Origin of the sequence: Aromatoleum toluclasticum ATCC 700605, assembly GCF_000378245.1 — a bacterium.
Lineage (GTDB): Bacteria > Pseudomonadota > Gammaproteobacteria > Burkholderiales > Rhodocyclaceae > Aromatoleum > Aromatoleum toluclasticum.
Map to the genome: position 1 here is coordinate 277,035 of NZ_KB899492.1, position 14,457 is coordinate 291,491.

Annotated in this window: 15 protein-coding genes; 3 read left to right on the forward strand and 12 right to left on the reverse strand. The window is 66.6% G+C overall.

Features of this window, described 5'->3' with window-relative positions:
- The first annotated feature begins 66 nt into the window (after nt 1–66).
- The 3 genes from F464_RS0104350 to F464_RS0104360 are packed head-to-tail and all read left to right on the forward strand — an operon-like array spanning nt 67 to nt 1,725.
- On the forward strand, nt 67–699 hold the full coding sequence (locus F464_RS0104350) for a hypothetical protein (RefSeq protein WP_026295732.1): 633 nt from the start codon (nt 67–69) through the stop codon (nt 697–699).
- Nucleotides 700–711: 12 nt separating this feature from the next.
- Nucleotides 712–1,332 (forward strand): RES family NAD+ phosphorylase, encoded by a 621-nt coding sequence (locus tag F464_RS0104355; protein ID WP_026295733.1) that lies wholly within the window; start codon nt 712–714, stop codon nt 1,330–1,332.
- 24 nt (nt 1,333–1,356) lie between these two features.
- Nucleotides 1,357–1,725 carry a DUF3742 family protein gene (locus tag F464_RS0104360; RefSeq protein WP_018988559.1) on the forward strand — a complete coding sequence of 123 codons (369 nt, stop codon included), beginning with the start codon at nt 1,357–1,359 and terminating at the stop codon, nt 1,723–1,725.
- A 26-nt stretch (nt 1,726–1,751) separates the two neighbouring features.
- Here the strand turns inward: F464_RS0104360 and F464_RS0104365 are convergent, their stop codons facing one another.
- From F464_RS0104365 to F464_RS0104420, 12 genes are all read right to left on the reverse strand, one after another.
- Nucleotides 1,752–3,269: a conjugal transfer protein TraG N-terminal domain-containing protein gene (locus F464_RS0104365; protein ID WP_018988560.1), complete on the reverse strand. Its 1,518-nt coding sequence runs from the start codon at nt 3,267–3,269 to the stop codon at nt 1,752–1,754.
- A 15-nt stretch (nt 3,270–3,284) separates the two neighbouring features.
- Nucleotides 3,285–3,638, reverse strand: coding sequence for a hypothetical protein (locus F464_RS0104370; protein WP_018988561.1), 354 nt, complete (start codon nt 3,636–3,638; stop codon nt 3,285–3,287).
- Nucleotides 3,635–5,038: an integrating conjugative element protein gene (locus F464_RS0104375; protein WP_026295734.1), complete on the reverse strand. Its 1,404-nt coding sequence runs from the start codon at nt 5,036–5,038 to the stop codon at nt 3,635–3,637. The genes F464_RS0104370 and F464_RS0104375 overlap by 4 nt, the downstream gene beginning before the upstream one ends.
- Nucleotides 5,039–5,048: 10 nt before the next feature.
- Entirely contained in the window at nt 5,049–5,999 is a 951-nt protein-coding gene (locus F464_RS0104380; protein WP_018988563.1) for a TIGR03756 family integrating conjugative element protein, read from the reverse strand.
- The gene (locus F464_RS0104385; RefSeq protein ID WP_018988564.1) at nt 5,996–6,442 is read right to left on the reverse strand and encodes a TIGR03757 family integrating conjugative element protein; all 447 of its coding nucleotides are present in this window, start codon (nt 6,440–6,442) and stop codon (nt 5,996–5,998) included. The genes F464_RS0104380 and F464_RS0104385 overlap by 4 nt, the downstream gene beginning before the upstream one ends.
- A gap of 182 nt (nt 6,443–6,624) precedes the next feature.
- Entirely contained in the window at nt 6,625–7,119 is a 495-nt protein-coding gene (gene radC / locus F464_RS0104390) for a RadC family protein (RefSeq protein WP_018988565.1), read from the reverse strand.
- 195 nt (nt 7,120–7,314) lie between these two features.
- Nucleotides 7,315–8,082 (reverse strand): DsbA family protein, encoded by a 768-nt coding sequence (locus F464_RS0104395; RefSeq protein WP_026295735.1) that lies wholly within the window; start codon nt 8,080–8,082, stop codon nt 7,315–7,317.
- Between the two features lie 13 nt (nt 8,083–8,095).
- On the reverse strand, nt 8,096–10,990 hold the full coding sequence (locus tag F464_RS0104400; RefSeq protein WP_018988567.1) for a conjugative transfer ATPase: 2,895 nt from the start codon (nt 10,988–10,990) through the stop codon (nt 8,096–8,098).
- Nucleotides 10,990–11,424: a TIGR03751 family conjugal transfer lipoprotein gene (locus F464_RS0104405; protein ID WP_018988568.1), complete on the reverse strand. Its 435-nt coding sequence runs from the start codon at nt 11,422–11,424 to the stop codon at nt 10,990–10,992. The genes F464_RS0104400 and F464_RS0104405 overlap by 1 nt, the downstream gene beginning before the upstream one ends.
- The gene (locus tag F464_RS0104410) at nt 11,405–12,850 is read right to left on the reverse strand and encodes a TIGR03752 family integrating conjugative element protein (protein WP_018988569.1); all 1,446 of its coding nucleotides are present in this window, start codon (nt 12,848–12,850) and stop codon (nt 11,405–11,407) included. Before F464_RS0104410 ends, F464_RS0104405 begins: the two co-directional genes overlap by 20 nt.
- Nucleotides 12,840–13,763: a TIGR03749 family integrating conjugative element protein gene (locus tag F464_RS0104415; RefSeq protein WP_018988570.1), complete on the reverse strand. Its 924-nt coding sequence runs from the start codon at nt 13,761–13,763 to the stop codon at nt 12,840–12,842. The genes F464_RS0104410 and F464_RS0104415 overlap by 11 nt, the downstream gene beginning before the upstream one ends.
- Nucleotides 13,760–14,452: a PFL_4703 family integrating conjugative element protein gene (locus F464_RS0104420; RefSeq protein WP_018988571.1), complete on the reverse strand. Its 693-nt coding sequence runs from the start codon at nt 14,450–14,452 to the stop codon at nt 13,760–13,762. The genes F464_RS0104415 and F464_RS0104420 overlap by 4 nt, the downstream gene beginning before the upstream one ends.
- Nucleotides 14,453–14,457: the final 5 nt, after the last annotated feature.

Below are 14,457 nucleotides of genomic sequence, written 5' to 3' on the forward strand. Positions count from 1 at the left end.
TAATTGACAAGAGAGACATGGGAGACTAGATTGCTGTTGTCTCAGTCCCGTTTACGGGGGATGACCATGCCCAAGACCCTCGAATTCATCGCCGATCACCTGCCGCGCGTCACGGTGGATGATGTCGTGCGCCGCTTCTCCGCCAGCGTCGAAATCCGGGATGCCCGGGCCTTTGCAGCCGAACTGCAGGCGTTTGTGCATGAACGTGTGGAAGCGGTGGCGCTTCCGCCTTCCCTCGAAATGCCACTGGTGGAAACCACGGAGCAGACCTTGGCGCGCAAGGCGGCTGCGCTGCGCGCCAGCACCCGTTGGGTGCCGGGCGAGACCGACATCCAGCGCGGTCGCGCCGCGATGCTGGAAGCCTTCGATCAGTCGCACAATCTGCCGCTGCCCGAGTTCGCCCGGCTGGCAAATAAGTCGCGACAGCAGATCTACAAGGACATCGATGCACGCCGGTTGCTGGCACTGAACGTCGGGCCTCGCGGCCAGAAGTTGCCCGACTGGCAACTTGATCCCGTGAAGCAACGGTTGACGCAGGCCGTGCTGCAAGGGGCGGTCGAGGTCGACAACTGGACGCTGTACCGCGCCCTGTCCGAGCCGCTCGAGAGTCTGGACGCTCGCTCGCCGGTGGAGGCCGTGACTGCCGATTCGGTCAGTGAGGTGGCCAGGGCGGTGCTCAACGTGCTGAGCATCCATTGAGGTGGGGTTGGCGTGAGTATCGGGTTGACCTCGTTCCGAATCGAGACGGGCACACTGCTCCAGCATGTGAGTCGCGTGGTCTACCGGGGCCAGCCACTGTACTTCGGCCGTGACGGCACCAACCGTTACGACGCGCCAGCCCGGGACTACGGCGTGCTCTACCTGGGCCGCGACCTCCCCACGGCATTGATGGAGTCCGTATTCCACAAGCACCTGTGGGACAAGGACTCCAAGCGCTCGATCGCACTGGCAGAAGTCCAGAGCCGTCTGGTACGCGCGGTCGGCGTGCGGGAAGAACTGCATTTGGTCGACCTGACGGCCGAAGGCGTGATGGCCGGCTACTTTGGCTTGAACCTGGAGCAGTTGGCCAGTCGCGGCTACACGCACACGCAGCAGGTGTCCAGTCTGGTGCATGCGATGCAGGGGAGCGATGGTGTGCCATTGTTCGACGGTGTGCGCTATCCGTCGCGCAACAACTACCCCGCCACCAGCATCGCCCTGTTCGAGCGGGCCGAGCGGAAGGTCAAGCTGATCGAGGACATCGACTTGCCTGGCCATGCAGGCTGGCCTCGTTTCGTTGCGGACTACCGCATCGGCGTGGAGCCCGATCCTGGTCCGGTAGAACGATCCTGAGCCAAGTTTGGAAAAGTATCCACGATGAAGCCCGCCGTACACACCACCTTCGCAGAGCGCGTCGGCCGGATGCTGGGCCGGACGTGGCGGGGATTCGTGCGCCTGGATCGTAAGGCGCACGGGCGGCTGGCGGCACTGGGATGGGTGCCTGGCATGGCCGGTGCGGCATTGCTGGCCCTCCAACTTGTCGTACTTAGCGTACTGGCCTACACCGCGTTCTGGTTGGCGTTGTTGCTCGCGGTTATTGTGGTTGCAGCCTGGATGGCACGAGACTCCGAGGGCGACGAAACAGAAGAATGGGCGATTGGGGAACAGGCTGAGCACAAGCATAACCCGGGGTACGACCCAATCCTATACAACGACGCTCCAGACCCACGATACGATAAAGACTGAGTGCTTTGAGCACGGGAAAGACTCGCTCACCGAAGTCTATTTGACACGGTTCCGGATCCTTTTCCGCCGGCTTGGCCGGCCGGTCGCGTGGCGTCTGAAAGGCCCTGAAGTGCCCCACCTGCCCGCACCCCAACCCACCCCAACGCGGCTACCCAAAACGTTGGCAGCACAATGAACATCGTTGCCATGACAAAGTTCAGCAGCATGTCCCCGAAGGCATTGTTCAGGCCGATCAAGGGATCGAAGTTGCTGTGCGGCCGATTCGCACCGAATCCCCAGCCGTAGAGCGCATCGAGGATCGTGCTGTCGAGCCAGCGCGCGAGCTGGAACCAGAAGTCCACGAAGAACAGCGCAAACTCCACGCAGCTCACCGCGACCAAGGCCTTCAGCTCGTAGGTTCCGAACAGCAGCACCAGCGGAATGCAGATGACGAGCGCCATCTTGAGCAGCGACAGCACCATCGGCAGCGCCTGGCGCACCACGTCCATAGCGGGGAAGAAACCCAGCGATCCAGCGGCCATTCCGAGGTCGCCGGCACCGCGCGTCACGATGTTGGGCAGCGTCTTCTCGATCTGGCCGCCGTAGTCCGTATAGACAGCGCCCTGGTTCATCTTCTGCTGCCGGGGCGAGACGACGGCGCGGATCACCGAGTCGTTGACCTCGTTCTGCGACAGGAATCCCGCCCAGCGGCCCATGCGCGACAGCAGATCGGGATCGACCTGGGACAGCAGGCGCGTACGCAGCCCGCTGCTGCCGTCAGACCACCACTGTTGGCAGGTCGGATAGCCGCCACCGCTGTCCACTTGGGCGAGCCCCGCGTCGCGGGTCGCGTCATAGGGCCAGGCCGTGCGCGGCGTGCTCGAATGGTAGGTGTCGTAGAAGCCCGTCGTGTCGAGGAAGTAGCTCGAACCGATCCAAGTCACGTCGTTCATCTGCTCGTCGGAGAGCGTCGGCCGGTTCATGAACAGTTTGGCGCGCGAGGGGGCGTAGCAGTCGTGCACGAAATCGCCGACTTCCTGCGCCAGCACCGCGTCATCGATACGCGTGGCATCCACGTCCATGCGCATCTGCCGCAGATCCGTTCCGCAGGGGATCGCTGCCACCGCGGCCCCGGTGACGGCCTTCGAGATGGCGTGCATGAAGAACCACCACACGGGCACCAGCGCGTTCTGGTTGTTGAGCGTGGTGTAGGCGTTGGACCACCCCGTGTCGGCCGGCTGCGGCACATTGACTTGGCATTGCGCAGAGCGGCTCGTATCGAACGCGATCGTGTTCAGATCCACCGGAATGAACGGGATGCCGGCGAACATGATGACCATGATCGCCACCCACACGCGGTTCTCGATGCGCATCGAGGACAGTACGCCCTTGTTGCCTTCGTCCGCGCCTTCCGCCCGCGCCCGGAGCCATTCCTGGATGACGATGGCGACGAAAGGTAGCGCGAACACGCCGCTGGCCACGAGGATGCTCCAGATGCCGTTGTTGACCACCCAACCCACCAGGGTCAGGTAGTACTCCAGGTAGTCCGTCGTGTAGAGGGTCATGACGTCCTCCTCCCCTCAGCCGTTGCGCAGCCATTGGCTGCCTTCGAGCAACACGACGGTGACCACGGCCGCGATCTCGACCCGCAGCAAGCGTTGATACGTCTCAGCCGTCGGTTCGCGTTGCCGCAGGCGCTGCCGCATCCACCACCAGCCATAGGCCGTCGCCGCGTAGAGAACCAGGCGCCACGCCAGGAAGTGGGTCGAGTGCGCGTGCAGCCAATGCTCCCAACCATCGATGCTGCCGACGACATGGATGCCCGCGACGTTTACGGTCACCGCAACGCCGCAGATCAACAGCGCCCACAGCAGCGCAACGCCCATGCGGCGACTGAACAGCCGCGAAGGCCGCAGCCAAGTCGGCCAGGTCATGGGGTACTCCGGGGCTTCTGAACCTCCTTGAGCCGGTCGCGCGTGGTGTCGCCCTCGAAGATACCGCGCGAGCCACCGGCACGGGTGCCGTGGCGCTGGACGATCGCCATCGCGGAATTGCCCGCCAGCGTGCGACGCAGTTCCAGTTCGGTCTTGAGGTTGTTGATCTCCTGCTCCAGCGCACTGTTTTCCTGATCGACCGCCTTGACGGCCAGTTCGTTGGCCGCGACGTTCGGTTCCTTCTTGCCGGTGAGCAGCGTGCGCTGCAACAGCAGAGCCTTCTCCAGCACGCTGGACAGAGCTGCCTCGGAGGCCAGGCGCTTACCCAGCAGATCCTGGTCGGGCTCGTCGCGCAAAGCCTCGATCACGCCGCGGGTGATCGGCAGCGAATTGCTGCCGGCCGCTTCGAGGTTCGCCACCGTCGTCGGCTTCGCGCCCGTCACCAGTTCCTGCAGCGCCTGAAGTTTGGTCTCGTACTCCTCCTGGATCACCGGCGTGAGGCCGACACCGGGCGTGGTCTGGGTCTTGGTGCAACTTTCGCAGGTGCGTTGCTCACGCTCGCCCAGCACGCGGGTCGCCCAAGTCGCAGCCACAGCAGGCGAGGACCAGGTCTGGCAGGTCAGCCGGTTGCCGCAGGAAGCGCGTGGGATCGACGAGGAGTCCGTGACGCTGCGTCCGTTGAGCAGGTTGTAGCCCGCGCGCGTCACATCGCCTACCACCTTGATCGAACTCTGGCCCGCGCCGCCCGCGTTGCCGCCGCCGACCCAGGGCACGCCGTTGTTGCCCTTGTTCGACTCGGCCTGCTCAATGGCCGACACGGCGTCGTTACTGCTGACCGCATCCCGCAGCGCCATGCCCTCGGCGAGCTGGTCCCAGCCGGCCTGGCCGCCGGCCATGTCCGCCATCCGATTGGCGATGGCACGACAACTCATCTTCGAGCGATCGAAGTCCAGGCGGGCTTGCAGGACGCCGTTGGTGAGCAGGTTGTAGAGGCCGGGGTCGGCGCGCTGGATGATCAGCGCCGGCAGCGACGCCACGGCGCTGGTGGCGCTCTGGATCACCGAGCTCATGATTGCCTGGAAACCGTTGGTGATGCCGTTGAGCTGGTTCTGCAGCGTCGTCGTGATGCTCATGTCGCCGCAGATCAGGTTGCTGTTCCAGCCGATCCCGACGCCGATGCTCTGCATGTTCCCGGCGCCGCCCATGGACACGGCCCGGCCGCCGCCGATGCTGTAGAGCACGTCGTCGCCGATGACGCTGCCGCTCACGCTGGCGCCGTTGCGGTCGATGCGGGTCTGTGCCCAGGCGACGCTTGCCATTGCCGTTACAGTGCAGGCGAGCGCGACGGCCAGGGTATGCGGCTTGGTCCGCCGAGCAAAGCGGGAAAGGGACGCTTTCATCGGTGGCACCTCACATGAAATCAACGCTGCCGAGGAAGATCTGCCCCCGGCGCTGGCAGCAGGCATAGGGCCGCCACAGCGCCCAGGCGTAGTCGCCCTGTTGGGCCTGCACGCGCGTATTGCCGTGCGGGAAGACCGCGCAGGTGGTCGAGAGGGTCGGCGTCAACTCCTGCCACTTGCCGGTGGAGGCGTCGCCCTCCACCAGGGCGCCAGCGGGCCAGTAGCCGGCGCGCGCACTCGCGAGCAGCGGCTGGTAGACGTGGGGCTGGGCGCGCCGCGTCACGACGTCGCCCGCGCGCTGCGCCACCACGGCACCGCTTTTGTAGTCGTCGGTCTGATGCAGGAAACCGCCGCGCGGATAGACGTTGCCCCACAGGTTCAGCGTCGCGCGGCTGCCGATCTCGCGCATGCCGGGGATCAAGGCCTCCGGGTAGGCCAGCTCCGGGATGTTGTAGCGCCAGGCCAGCGTATCGAACGTGCTCAGCAGGTACGGCATGAAGGCCGTGCCCGCACCCTGGCAGGTATAGCCGGATGCGCTGACGAACCGGCTGAACACCAAGCCGGCGGGATGCCCGATCACATCCGCATTTTTGAACTTGGCCAGGTTGTTCTCGTTGTCGTGGTTGGTCGTGCCATCACCGCCGGCCCGAGCGGTGGGATTGGGCATGCTCATCGCCCGCACTTCTATCCACGGGTTCTCGCCGGTGTTCGAGTAGCTCGAAACCACGGCATCGGGAACGTAGTGGCGGACCTTGACTGAGGTACGGACCGAGCAACCGAACATGGTGCAGAACAACCAGTAGCAGATGCCGACGACACGATACTCCAGGCAATTCGGCGACAAGGCCGAGGCAACGATGGTTACCGTGTCCAGGGCGAAGGTCGACGTGGCGCCGCACAGCAGCAGCGAGGCCATGGCCGCCCGCAAGCGCCGGGACAGCCCGGTCAGCAGGCAGGTCATGGCCTCGCGCTCCGATAGGCATCTATACGGGCGACGGCGCGCGCCACGTCGGGCTCGCCATAGACCACGTAGCGTCGATCGACCACCACCGCGGGAATCTTGGCGATGCCCAGGCCCCAGGCATCGGCGACACCTTGGTAGGCGCCTCCGATCCGGCGTTGCAGTTCGTCTTTGCCCTCGCCCAGCCGCTGGCGCACGATGGCTGCGGCTTGGCCGGGATTGGCGGGCAGGCCTGCGGACAGCTCGGCCTCGATCCGGGCGGGCAGATCCAGTTCGACGACCCGCGCATCGGCCATCGACTGAACCGAATGGTGGCTGTCGGTGACGACGAGCACGTCGGCGGCGAACGCGGCCGTGCGGAACGAGGACAGTGTGGCCAGCAGAGCGGCGGCGATGCCGAGGGCCGGCCAACCCGGCGAGGATTTGAGGAGGAAGGCCGGCATCTTGGTCGCCCTTGGCGTTGATCAGGCCCGTAGTCAAACGCCGACGAGGACATCGCTGCGACAAACAAAGCGCACTGCGCGCGCTCCGTTTATTGAGATGCCGCCGCTCCTTGAACCGAAGGCAAAGAAACGGGAGCCGAAGCTCCCGCGGGGATGGAACAAACGCACCTGGGCAGGTGCTGCTATAGCAGGCCCGACTCAGCGAACGAGTACGGTGTGCCCTTGCCGATGACGAAGTGGTCCACCACCCTGATGTCGACCAGCGCCAAGGCTGCTTTCAGTCGGTCCGTGAGCGCGCAATCAGCGGCCGAGGGCTCGGTCACACCGGACGGGTGCTGGTGCGCCAGGATGAGCGCCGAGGCGTTGAGGGCCAAGGCGCGCTGAACGACCACCCGCGGATACACCGAGGTCTGGTCGACCGTGCCCTTGAACAGCGGCTCGTAGGCGAGCACCTGGTGCCGGCTGTCGAGGAACACGACGGCGAAGACTTCGTTGGGTTCCACGACCAGCTTCATGCGAAGGTAGTCGCGCACGGCGGCGGGACTGGACACCGCTGGACCGGCCTTGAAGACGCGGTTCTCGAGCAGGGTGAGGGCCTGCTGGATGATCCAGTCTTCGTGCTGGGCTGCGATCAGGGTGAGCGATTCCGGTCTGGAATCGGCGATGACGCAAGACATGGCGAACCTCCAATGGATGAGATCGGAGGGCGCCTGCCCCGGGAGGGCAAACCCTCCAGGGGACGACGGGATGAGGCAGGCGACGAGTGGGCATCCGCCACCGCGGGTGCGGTGGGCGTTCGCGGCGAGGGATGCGATGCGAACGGGTTTTCGATCAGCGCGGTCGAGCCGCACCGTAGCCTTGAAGATCGAGGGCTACCTGGGCATGTCGCCGACGGACGCGGCGGGCATGTCTGGGGATCGGGACGGCTCGACGGTCGCCATGTCGCCTGCGGCAAGCAGATCGAGTGCCGAAAGCAAGGCATCGCCTTCCACGGGACCGTGCAGCAAGAGGGCCTTGCCGGTGTCGCGGTCGCGAAGCCGCAGGGCTGGCGTGGCGGTGACGCCGTTCTTCGCGGCCTCTGCGGCCTGGGTGCGGATGAAAGCATCGGGCCGATCGCTGTCGAGACACTGCTGTGCGGCAGGCGTGAGGTCGGGATAACGCAGCCCTTCGGGCAAACCCTGTCCATCGCCGCGCGTGTGGGCATAGACCCATTCCACGGCTTGCCAGAACGCGGCGTGGCCGCCGGCTTCGCCGACGCACTCAATCAGGCGCGCTCCGGCCGAGGCCGCCGGTCCGTGCATCGCCAGCGGCAGGTGGTGCCACTGCCAGTCCACCTCGGGGTGTTCGTCGATCCAGCGCTTGAGTACCGGGAAGTAGGTCCGGCAGAACGGGCATTCCAGGTCGGCGTACTCGACCACGGTGAAGCGCGCTTCAGGACGGCCGTAGCGCCAGGGCGGCCCGAAAACCGCCGACGGGGAAGACGCCGTTGGCATCGTTTCGACATGGGGCCGGGGCTGAACCGCGGCCGGAGCAGTGACCGTCGGGCGCAGCACCAGCCAGATCGCCACACTCATCAGCACTGTCGTCGCCAGCAGAGCGAAGAGGAAGGATCTGGATCGAGCGAGTCCGGGCAAGGGCATCATGGTCTCCCCGTCAGGCCAGCGCATCGAGCGGCAGCGACTCGATGCCCCGGGCACGGTCGATCTTCTCGGCCACCCTGAAGGCCGCATCCAGCTCGCCGATGCCGTACTGCCGCATCAACTGGAAGCGCTCGGCCTTCTCTTCCGGCTCGGTCTGGGCCAGCGCCAGGTACAGGCTGGGGGGCACCGCGCGGAACAGCACCTCCATCGACTTGGACAGGATCACGCCCTCACTGAACTTGCCGGCCTCCTTGCGCGCGGAGAGCATCAGCGCCTTCTGCGCCGGGTTCAACTCCCGGAAGCGCGCGATCTTCTCCACCTCGTCCGGCGGCATCGAGAGGCAGATCCACCACTCGATCATGTTGAGCATCGGCTCGGCCGCCTTGGGCAGGTCGTCGATGTTCTGGGTCGCCAGCCAGTACCAGGCGCCGAGCTTGCGCCACATCTTGGTGATCTTGACCACGTAGGGCGCGAGCAGCGGGTTCCTGGTGATGATGTGGCCCTCGTCGGTGACGTTGATGATCGGCCGACCAAGGAACTGGTCGCGCTCTGCGATGTTGTTCACCGTGGTGATGAGGCTGATGTAGGCGATCGAGAGCTGGGCGTTGTAGCCCTCGCGCGCGAAGGTCGCCAGATCGACGATCGTGAGGTCGGCCTCGGGCCACGGGCTGCCGGGACAGTCGAACATCTCGCCGTCGACGCCCTGGCAGAACATGTCCATGGCGTCGGCCATCTCCAGCAGCCGGGCGCGGCGCACTTCGGGTAGCGTGGTGTCGTGGGCGCGCTCACGCAGCGCGTCGCGCACGTCGCGCGTGAGCACAGTGCGTTCGTTCGCCACGCAGCGGCGGGCCGCATCGAGAATGCACTGGCGAATCAGGCTGCGGTCGGCGCGCGTCATGCGGGCCTCTTCCTTGTCCTCGCCGCCGGTGATCATCAGCCGCGCGGTGATTTCCAGCTCGCCCAGCACGTCACGCTGCTCGTCCGCATCGGCGACCTGCGCTGTTTCGTCGCGGTCTTCGTCCAGGTCGTCGGCATCCAGCGTCTGCACTTGGCTGGGCGTTTCCACCAGGCGGTGTGCGTCGGCGAACGGGGCTAGGCTGACCCCTGCGCCGGGTGCGAGCTTCACACGATGCACCGTGAGGCCCAGCCGGGTCGCGAAGTCGCCGAACAGGCCGAAGCTGTTGCCCGCCTCGACGATGAACAGCCGAGGCCGGTAGATCGCCGTCACCTGGTTCAGGATGTTGTTGAGGGTTGCGCTCTTGCCCGAGCCGGTGGGGCCGAACAGGAACAGGTGCGCGTTCATCTGCCGGTCGAGCCGATTCAGGGGATCGAAGGTGATCGGCCCGCCGCCGCGGTTGAAGAAGGTGATGCCGGGATGCCCCGTTCCCTGGCTGCGGCCCCAGACCGGCGCGAGATTCGCGGCATGCTGCGCGAACATGATATGGGTATACCACTGCCGCTCGTCGAGGGCCGGGTCGAACACACAAGGCAGCCAGCGCAGGTAGCTGTTGAGCGGCGCCACCTCGTCTTCCTCGCGCACCGGCTGCAGGCCGGCGTTGAGCATGACGTTGACGAGCTGCAGGCCGCGGGTTTCGAGCTGATGCAGATCGCGACCGCGCAGGTAGAACGCCAGCGCGCCGCGATAGAGCTTGTGCGCGCTGCCGATCAGGCTGCGCGCCTGCTGCACATCCTGCCGGGTCTGCTCCGAGGCGAGCGTCTCGCCGACCGACTTCTTGCTCAAATGGTTCAGGTGCGCTTCCAGCACGTCCTGAGGCGTGGCGACCAGGGTCAGGCACATCACCGTGTCCTCCGGCATCTGGTCGAACAGCGCATTGACCGCATCGCCGCCCTTGCGGGTCTCGCCGGTGATGTGGCCGGTCGAGGGCGGCATGCGCAGCCGGTCCATCACGATCACCCGATGCGGGAGGCCATCAAAGAGCCAGGTGCCGCTGTCCACGTCCGAGCGCGGCTGGCCGAAGAACAGGCGCTGTGCGAAGTCGCCACTTGCGAGTTCTATTTCCAGCTCAATCTCGCCCGCTTCCTGCTCCTCGGGGTAACGGGTCAGCGCGTAGAAGCGATCCCGATCCTCGGCGGTCGGACCGAGCATCGTCGGATGGGGGTTGAACCACCGTAACAGCCAGTCGTGGATGTCGGCGGCATCCATGCGGCGGGCCTTCACGCCTGCGTTCGCGAGCCCGCTCGCGAGCCGGTCGCCGATGGTCGTCAGGGCCTGCTCGGGGGACTGGCCCCGGCGAGATGAAGCTGACGCGGGTGAGCGACGATAAACCACCATGCGCACGCGCCGGATCTGGCCGCGCCACGGCAGGCGCGTCACCGTCGTGTCCTCGAACAGCCCGCCGGGCTTGGCAATGGCGCGCAGGTGATGCGCGAAGAAGCGCAGGTAGAACTCGCTGAAGGCGCTGCCCTGGGCGCGCGAACGCACATAGCTCGCCAGCCCGCGCAGATAGCCGTCCCAGTTCGACTCGTCCTGGGCGTAGAGCTGGACCACCCAGGGGTTCTCGTCGAGTTCGTCGAAGGAATCCTGCAGCGCGTTCTCCAGCGCATCGCGCGCCTGCCACAGCCAGGCCAGCTCGCGGCCCTCGGTGCCGACCGGCGCCAGCTCGAAGAAAGCCGCGACCGACTGGCCGTCCTCCAGCAGCATGCTCCTGGAGTTCGGCAGGTATTCCACCCAAGGCAGCAGGTCGGCAAAGGACGGCGCCACGTCGTAGAGCGCCTGGGCATCCGCTTCGGTGGCGGGCTTGCGTTGGTGGCTGTCCAGGGCGCTGCCGGGCTCGGCAATGCCCTGCGCCGCCAGGGCCGACACGTGCCGCGTCCAGGCGTCGTCGGCTGGCGCTTCGGTGCTGGCGTACGCCGCTGCCTTGCGCGGCCAGGGCAAGGTCCAGGCCATCAGTAGTCCTCCAGACGCTCGCCCGGCATCGCGTACTGCACGCGCTGGTACAGCGGGAACACGGTCGTGTAGCCGGGCACCGGCACGGGGTCGCTGCCGGCCAGGTGCGGGAAGACGTACATGACCAGGTCCGGGTTTGGTAGCCGGTGGAACTGACGGTAAATCTCGTTGGCGGCGGTCCGGGTGTAGGCCGCGTTGGCTGCGGGGGCGCTCTGCACGTCGGCCTCGGTCAGCGGCCGGCGCAGGCTCTGGCGCGCATCGAGCAGTTGCCGGGCGGGCTGGCCACCGCCCGCGCCGCCGCCGGTTTCCTGGTTCCAGACGTCGAGCATGGTTTGCGGGCCATGCGGCATCAACTCGTCCTTGCTGGTGGCACAGCCACCCAGCACCATGGCAGCGAGCAGGGTCGCGGCTGTTTCAATCCAGATCCGACGCATGGGCTTCTCCGAGGCGGTGATTGACCCGGCGCCCCTTGGCGTCGTAGTCGATGTTGAGCGGCTGCTCCAGGTGGACGGCGACCTTCGCGCCGGGCTGCACGTAGATGGCGGCGAAGGCCTGCCCGTAGAGCTTGTTGACCCAATCGGCCATGTCACGCACGCCGCCGGCCAGGATGCGACCCATGGCATCAACGCCGCTGATGCCGACCGTCCCGAGCGAGCCGTTGCTGTTGGCGACCACGGCCACGCTGCCGTTGTCGGACTTGATGAGCGATGCTGCGCCCGCCCCCGCCGCGGTGATCAGTGCCTGCGAGCCGAGATATTGCTGAGCGTTGCTGCGCCGCTCGCCGGAAACGCACGGGATGCCGTAGGGGTCGCTGATCCAGCCGAGACCGCCCTGGGTCGTGCCGTTGCCAGTGGCTTGGCTGCCAGTGCCGCTCTGCCCCCTGCTGCCGTCCTCCGGCACCGTGCGAATGGTGCCGTCCTGGAAGACGAAGGTGACGCTGCGGATCTGGCCGCGCACGCAGGAAAGCGCCCAGTCGCCCGAGGCGGTGCCGCTGACCACGGCGCCGGCCACGTCGGGAATGTCGATGCCGTTGGCGGTGAGGTTGTCCGGGCCGATCAGCACCTTGAACGGATACGGGTCGTTGACGGTGCCATCGATCGGCACGCGGCCGATCAGCGCAGTCATGGCGATGGAGCCCATCAACGTCGAGTTCGACGGCACCGTGTAGACCGGCTTGATGGAGGCGCCCACGGCGCGACTCCCTGCGGCGGCGACAGTATCCGCCGCGTTCGACAGCGTTTTCTGCGCCGGCCCGAAACTCGTCGGAAAGCTCGGTCCGCTGCCGGCGCTGCCATTCTTGGCCTGGAGCTTCGCGTCGTCCGGCTCCATCCAGCGCGTGCTGTTGCTGCCACGGCCGGTGCCGAAGCTCTTGCCGTCGCCATCTTCCAGGCCCAGTCCGACGGGCAGATCGGCCTGACCGCCCTTGCTGGAGAGGCCATCGAGGCGCCGCTGCAGGTCTTGCAACAGGCCCTGGGCCTGCTGGCGGTCGCTGGTCACCTGCTCGCGATCCTGCTGCAAGCGGCCGCGTTCGCCGTCCAGCGCGGTCTGGATACGCTGATCGATTGCGCTTTCGCGGGCGCGCATGCGCTCGTTCTCGGCCTTCTGGTTCTTGTTGTCGGTGAGGGCCGTCTGCAGTTCGTTGCGCAACTGCTTGACCTGGGCCACCAGGGTGGCGACGGTATCGCGAGGCGTGTCGCCCTCGATGCCCAGGGCCTTCATCTCTTCGGGCGTAAGCTGGCTGGCAGCGCCCGGCGGCGCGGACTTAACGCCTCGATCACCGGAGAAGAGCTTGATGCCAATGAACACCAGCAGCAGCGCCATCGGGATCAGCAGCCACTTGAGCAGCGGATTACTTTTCATCGCCAGTGGCTCCTCTGGGCTGACCTGCCGCCGCTGCCGGCGGCAGGTTCACCGTGGCATCGATGGGGGCCAGGGCCGGCAGCAGCGACTCGGCCAGGCCACGGCCGCGGGTGACGAGGTAGACCACCGTGGTGTCGGCCGACCGACCCGCCGGCCCGAGGGTCGGATGCTGAAAGGTCGCCGCGACGAAATCGCCCTGGAGCGCGCGCGGGTCGAGATCCAGCCAGCGCGCGGCGGTGTTGGTGAGCCGTACCGCCGTTACCCACTGATCTTCCAGCCGCCACGCGGCCAGCGCCCATGCGCGCACGGGCAGCGTGGGCAACAGGCTGCCCAGTGCGAGGTTGCGGCGCAGGCTGACGCGAACGATGCCGGCGACGGGCTCGACAGTGCGCAGCGGCACGTACAGGTTCTGCGCCGCATAGCGCGTCAGAACCACGGACACAGGGGTTGTGCGCCGGGCTGTCGACGTCTGCGTACCGGGTCCGGGTTCTTCATCCGCGTTGGCCGAGTCACCGGCCTGGTCGCGACGCCGGCCGGCTGGCTCGTCACCCTCGACGATGCGCACCGGCTCCAGCAGGGCCTGGCCCGCCTTTGCCGGCTCGGCCGCGATGTCGAGCAGGATCAGCGCGCCGGATTCCACGTCCTGCAGTTGCAGCCGCGTCGGCGGGATCGGCTCGCTCGCACGCAGGTAGATCGCGCCGCCCGCGCTCTGCACGCGCAGGTGCTCGCCGATGCTTTCCGGCACACCGATGCGCACGTTGCGGTCGATGAAGACCACGCGCTCCTGACCGACCACGAGGGGCACGGCCAGCGGCAGACGCTCCCAGCGCAGGATCTCCACGGCTTGGCTGGCAGAGATGAGACCGATGCTGAGCAGGAGGCCGGCCAGGGCCGGCAGGACAAGGCGCTTCATGGGGCTTCCCCCTGCAGATGAGGTCCAGCATTGGCGGGTTGACTGGCGGGCGATGGGGCCGATGGCGGCTCGATGCGCTGCGGTGCGCTCGCGTAGCAGTCCAATGCCAGGCCGAAGGGGTTGCGCTCGGGGTCGACGTCCATGCGCACGACTTTCAGCGCGTAGCGCACCAGTGCGCGCTTGACCTGCTCGGAGCCCAGGTACTCGTCGGCGCTCATGTCCAGCGTGACGACCCAGTTGCTTGCCGACACGGCCCGTACGCGCGACGTGGGATCGTCGCCGTAGCCTCGCCCGGGAATCTCGTAGATGCCGCGCACACGTTGGCGCAGCTCGCCGTTGCTGCGCCGGAACTCGTAGTCCTGTTGCAGGAAGGACCGACAGCTCGGTGTGAGGTAGGCGGACAGCGCATGCAGGTTGCGTGGGTAGTCCTGCTCCCCATTCGTCGGCCAGCGCTGTGCCTGCTGCCAGATGTAGAACGTGAAGGCATAGACGCTTTCCGGTGGCACGTCCCACCATTTGCGGGTGCTGCCGGAACGCAGGTCCGGAGGTACATGGATGGTCAGGCTCTTGGGCGCGCTCCACCAGCCGAAACCGAGCAGCAGCGCCACCACGAACAGCGCGGCGGCACCGAGACGCAGGGTCTTCACATGGGCCTGCAGGTGGGTGACCTCGTTCTTGAATCGGCTCAATGGAC

Coding starts and splice junctions, on each gene's coding strand:
- F464_RS0104380 (WP_018988563.1), bottom strand. CDS start 5,999: ATGACCTGCCTGCTGACCGGGCTGTCCCGGCGCTTGCGGGCGGCCATG.
- F464_RS0104405 (WP_018988568.1), bottom strand. CDS start 11,424: ATGCGTCGGATCTGGATTGAAACAGCCGCGACCCTGCTCGCTGCCATG.
- F464_RS0104410 (WP_018988569.1), bottom strand. CDS start 12,850: ATGAAAAGTAATCCGCTGCTCAAGTGGCTGCTGATCCCGATGGCGCTG.
- F464_RS0104360 (WP_018988559.1), top strand. CDS start 1,357: ATGAAGCCCGCCGTACACACCACCTTCGCAGAGCGCGTCGGCCGGATG.
- F464_RS0104350 (WP_026295732.1), top strand. CDS start 67: ATGCCCAAGACCCTCGAATTCATCGCCGATCACCTGCCGCGCGTCACG.
- radC (WP_018988565.1), bottom strand. CDS start 7,119: ATGTCTTGCGTCATCGCCGATTCCAGACCGGAATCGCTCACCCTGATC.
- F464_RS0104395 (WP_026295735.1), bottom strand. CDS start 8,082: ATGCCCTTGCCCGGACTCGCTCGATCCAGATCCTTCCTCTTCGCTCTG.
- F464_RS0104415 (WP_018988570.1), bottom strand. CDS start 13,763: ATGAAGCGCCTTGTCCTGCCGGCCCTGGCCGGCCTCCTGCTCAGCATC.
- F464_RS0104370 (WP_018988561.1), bottom strand. CDS start 3,638: ATGACCTGGCCGACTTGGCTGCGGCCTTCGCGGCTGTTCAGTCGCCGC.
- F464_RS0104365 (WP_018988560.1), bottom strand. CDS start 3,269: ATGACCCTCTACACGACGGACTACCTGGAGTACTACCTGACCCTGGTG.
- F464_RS0104400 (WP_018988567.1), bottom strand. CDS start 10,990: ATGGCCTGGACCTTGCCCTGGCCGCGCAAGGCAGCGGCGTACGCCAGC.
- F464_RS0104375 (WP_026295734.1), bottom strand. CDS start 5,038: ATGAAAGCGTCCCTTTCCCGCTTTGCTCGGCGGACCAAGCCGCATACC.
- F464_RS0104385 (WP_018988564.1), bottom strand. CDS start 6,442: ATGCCGGCCTTCCTCCTCAAATCCTCGCCGGGTTGGCCGGCCCTCGGC.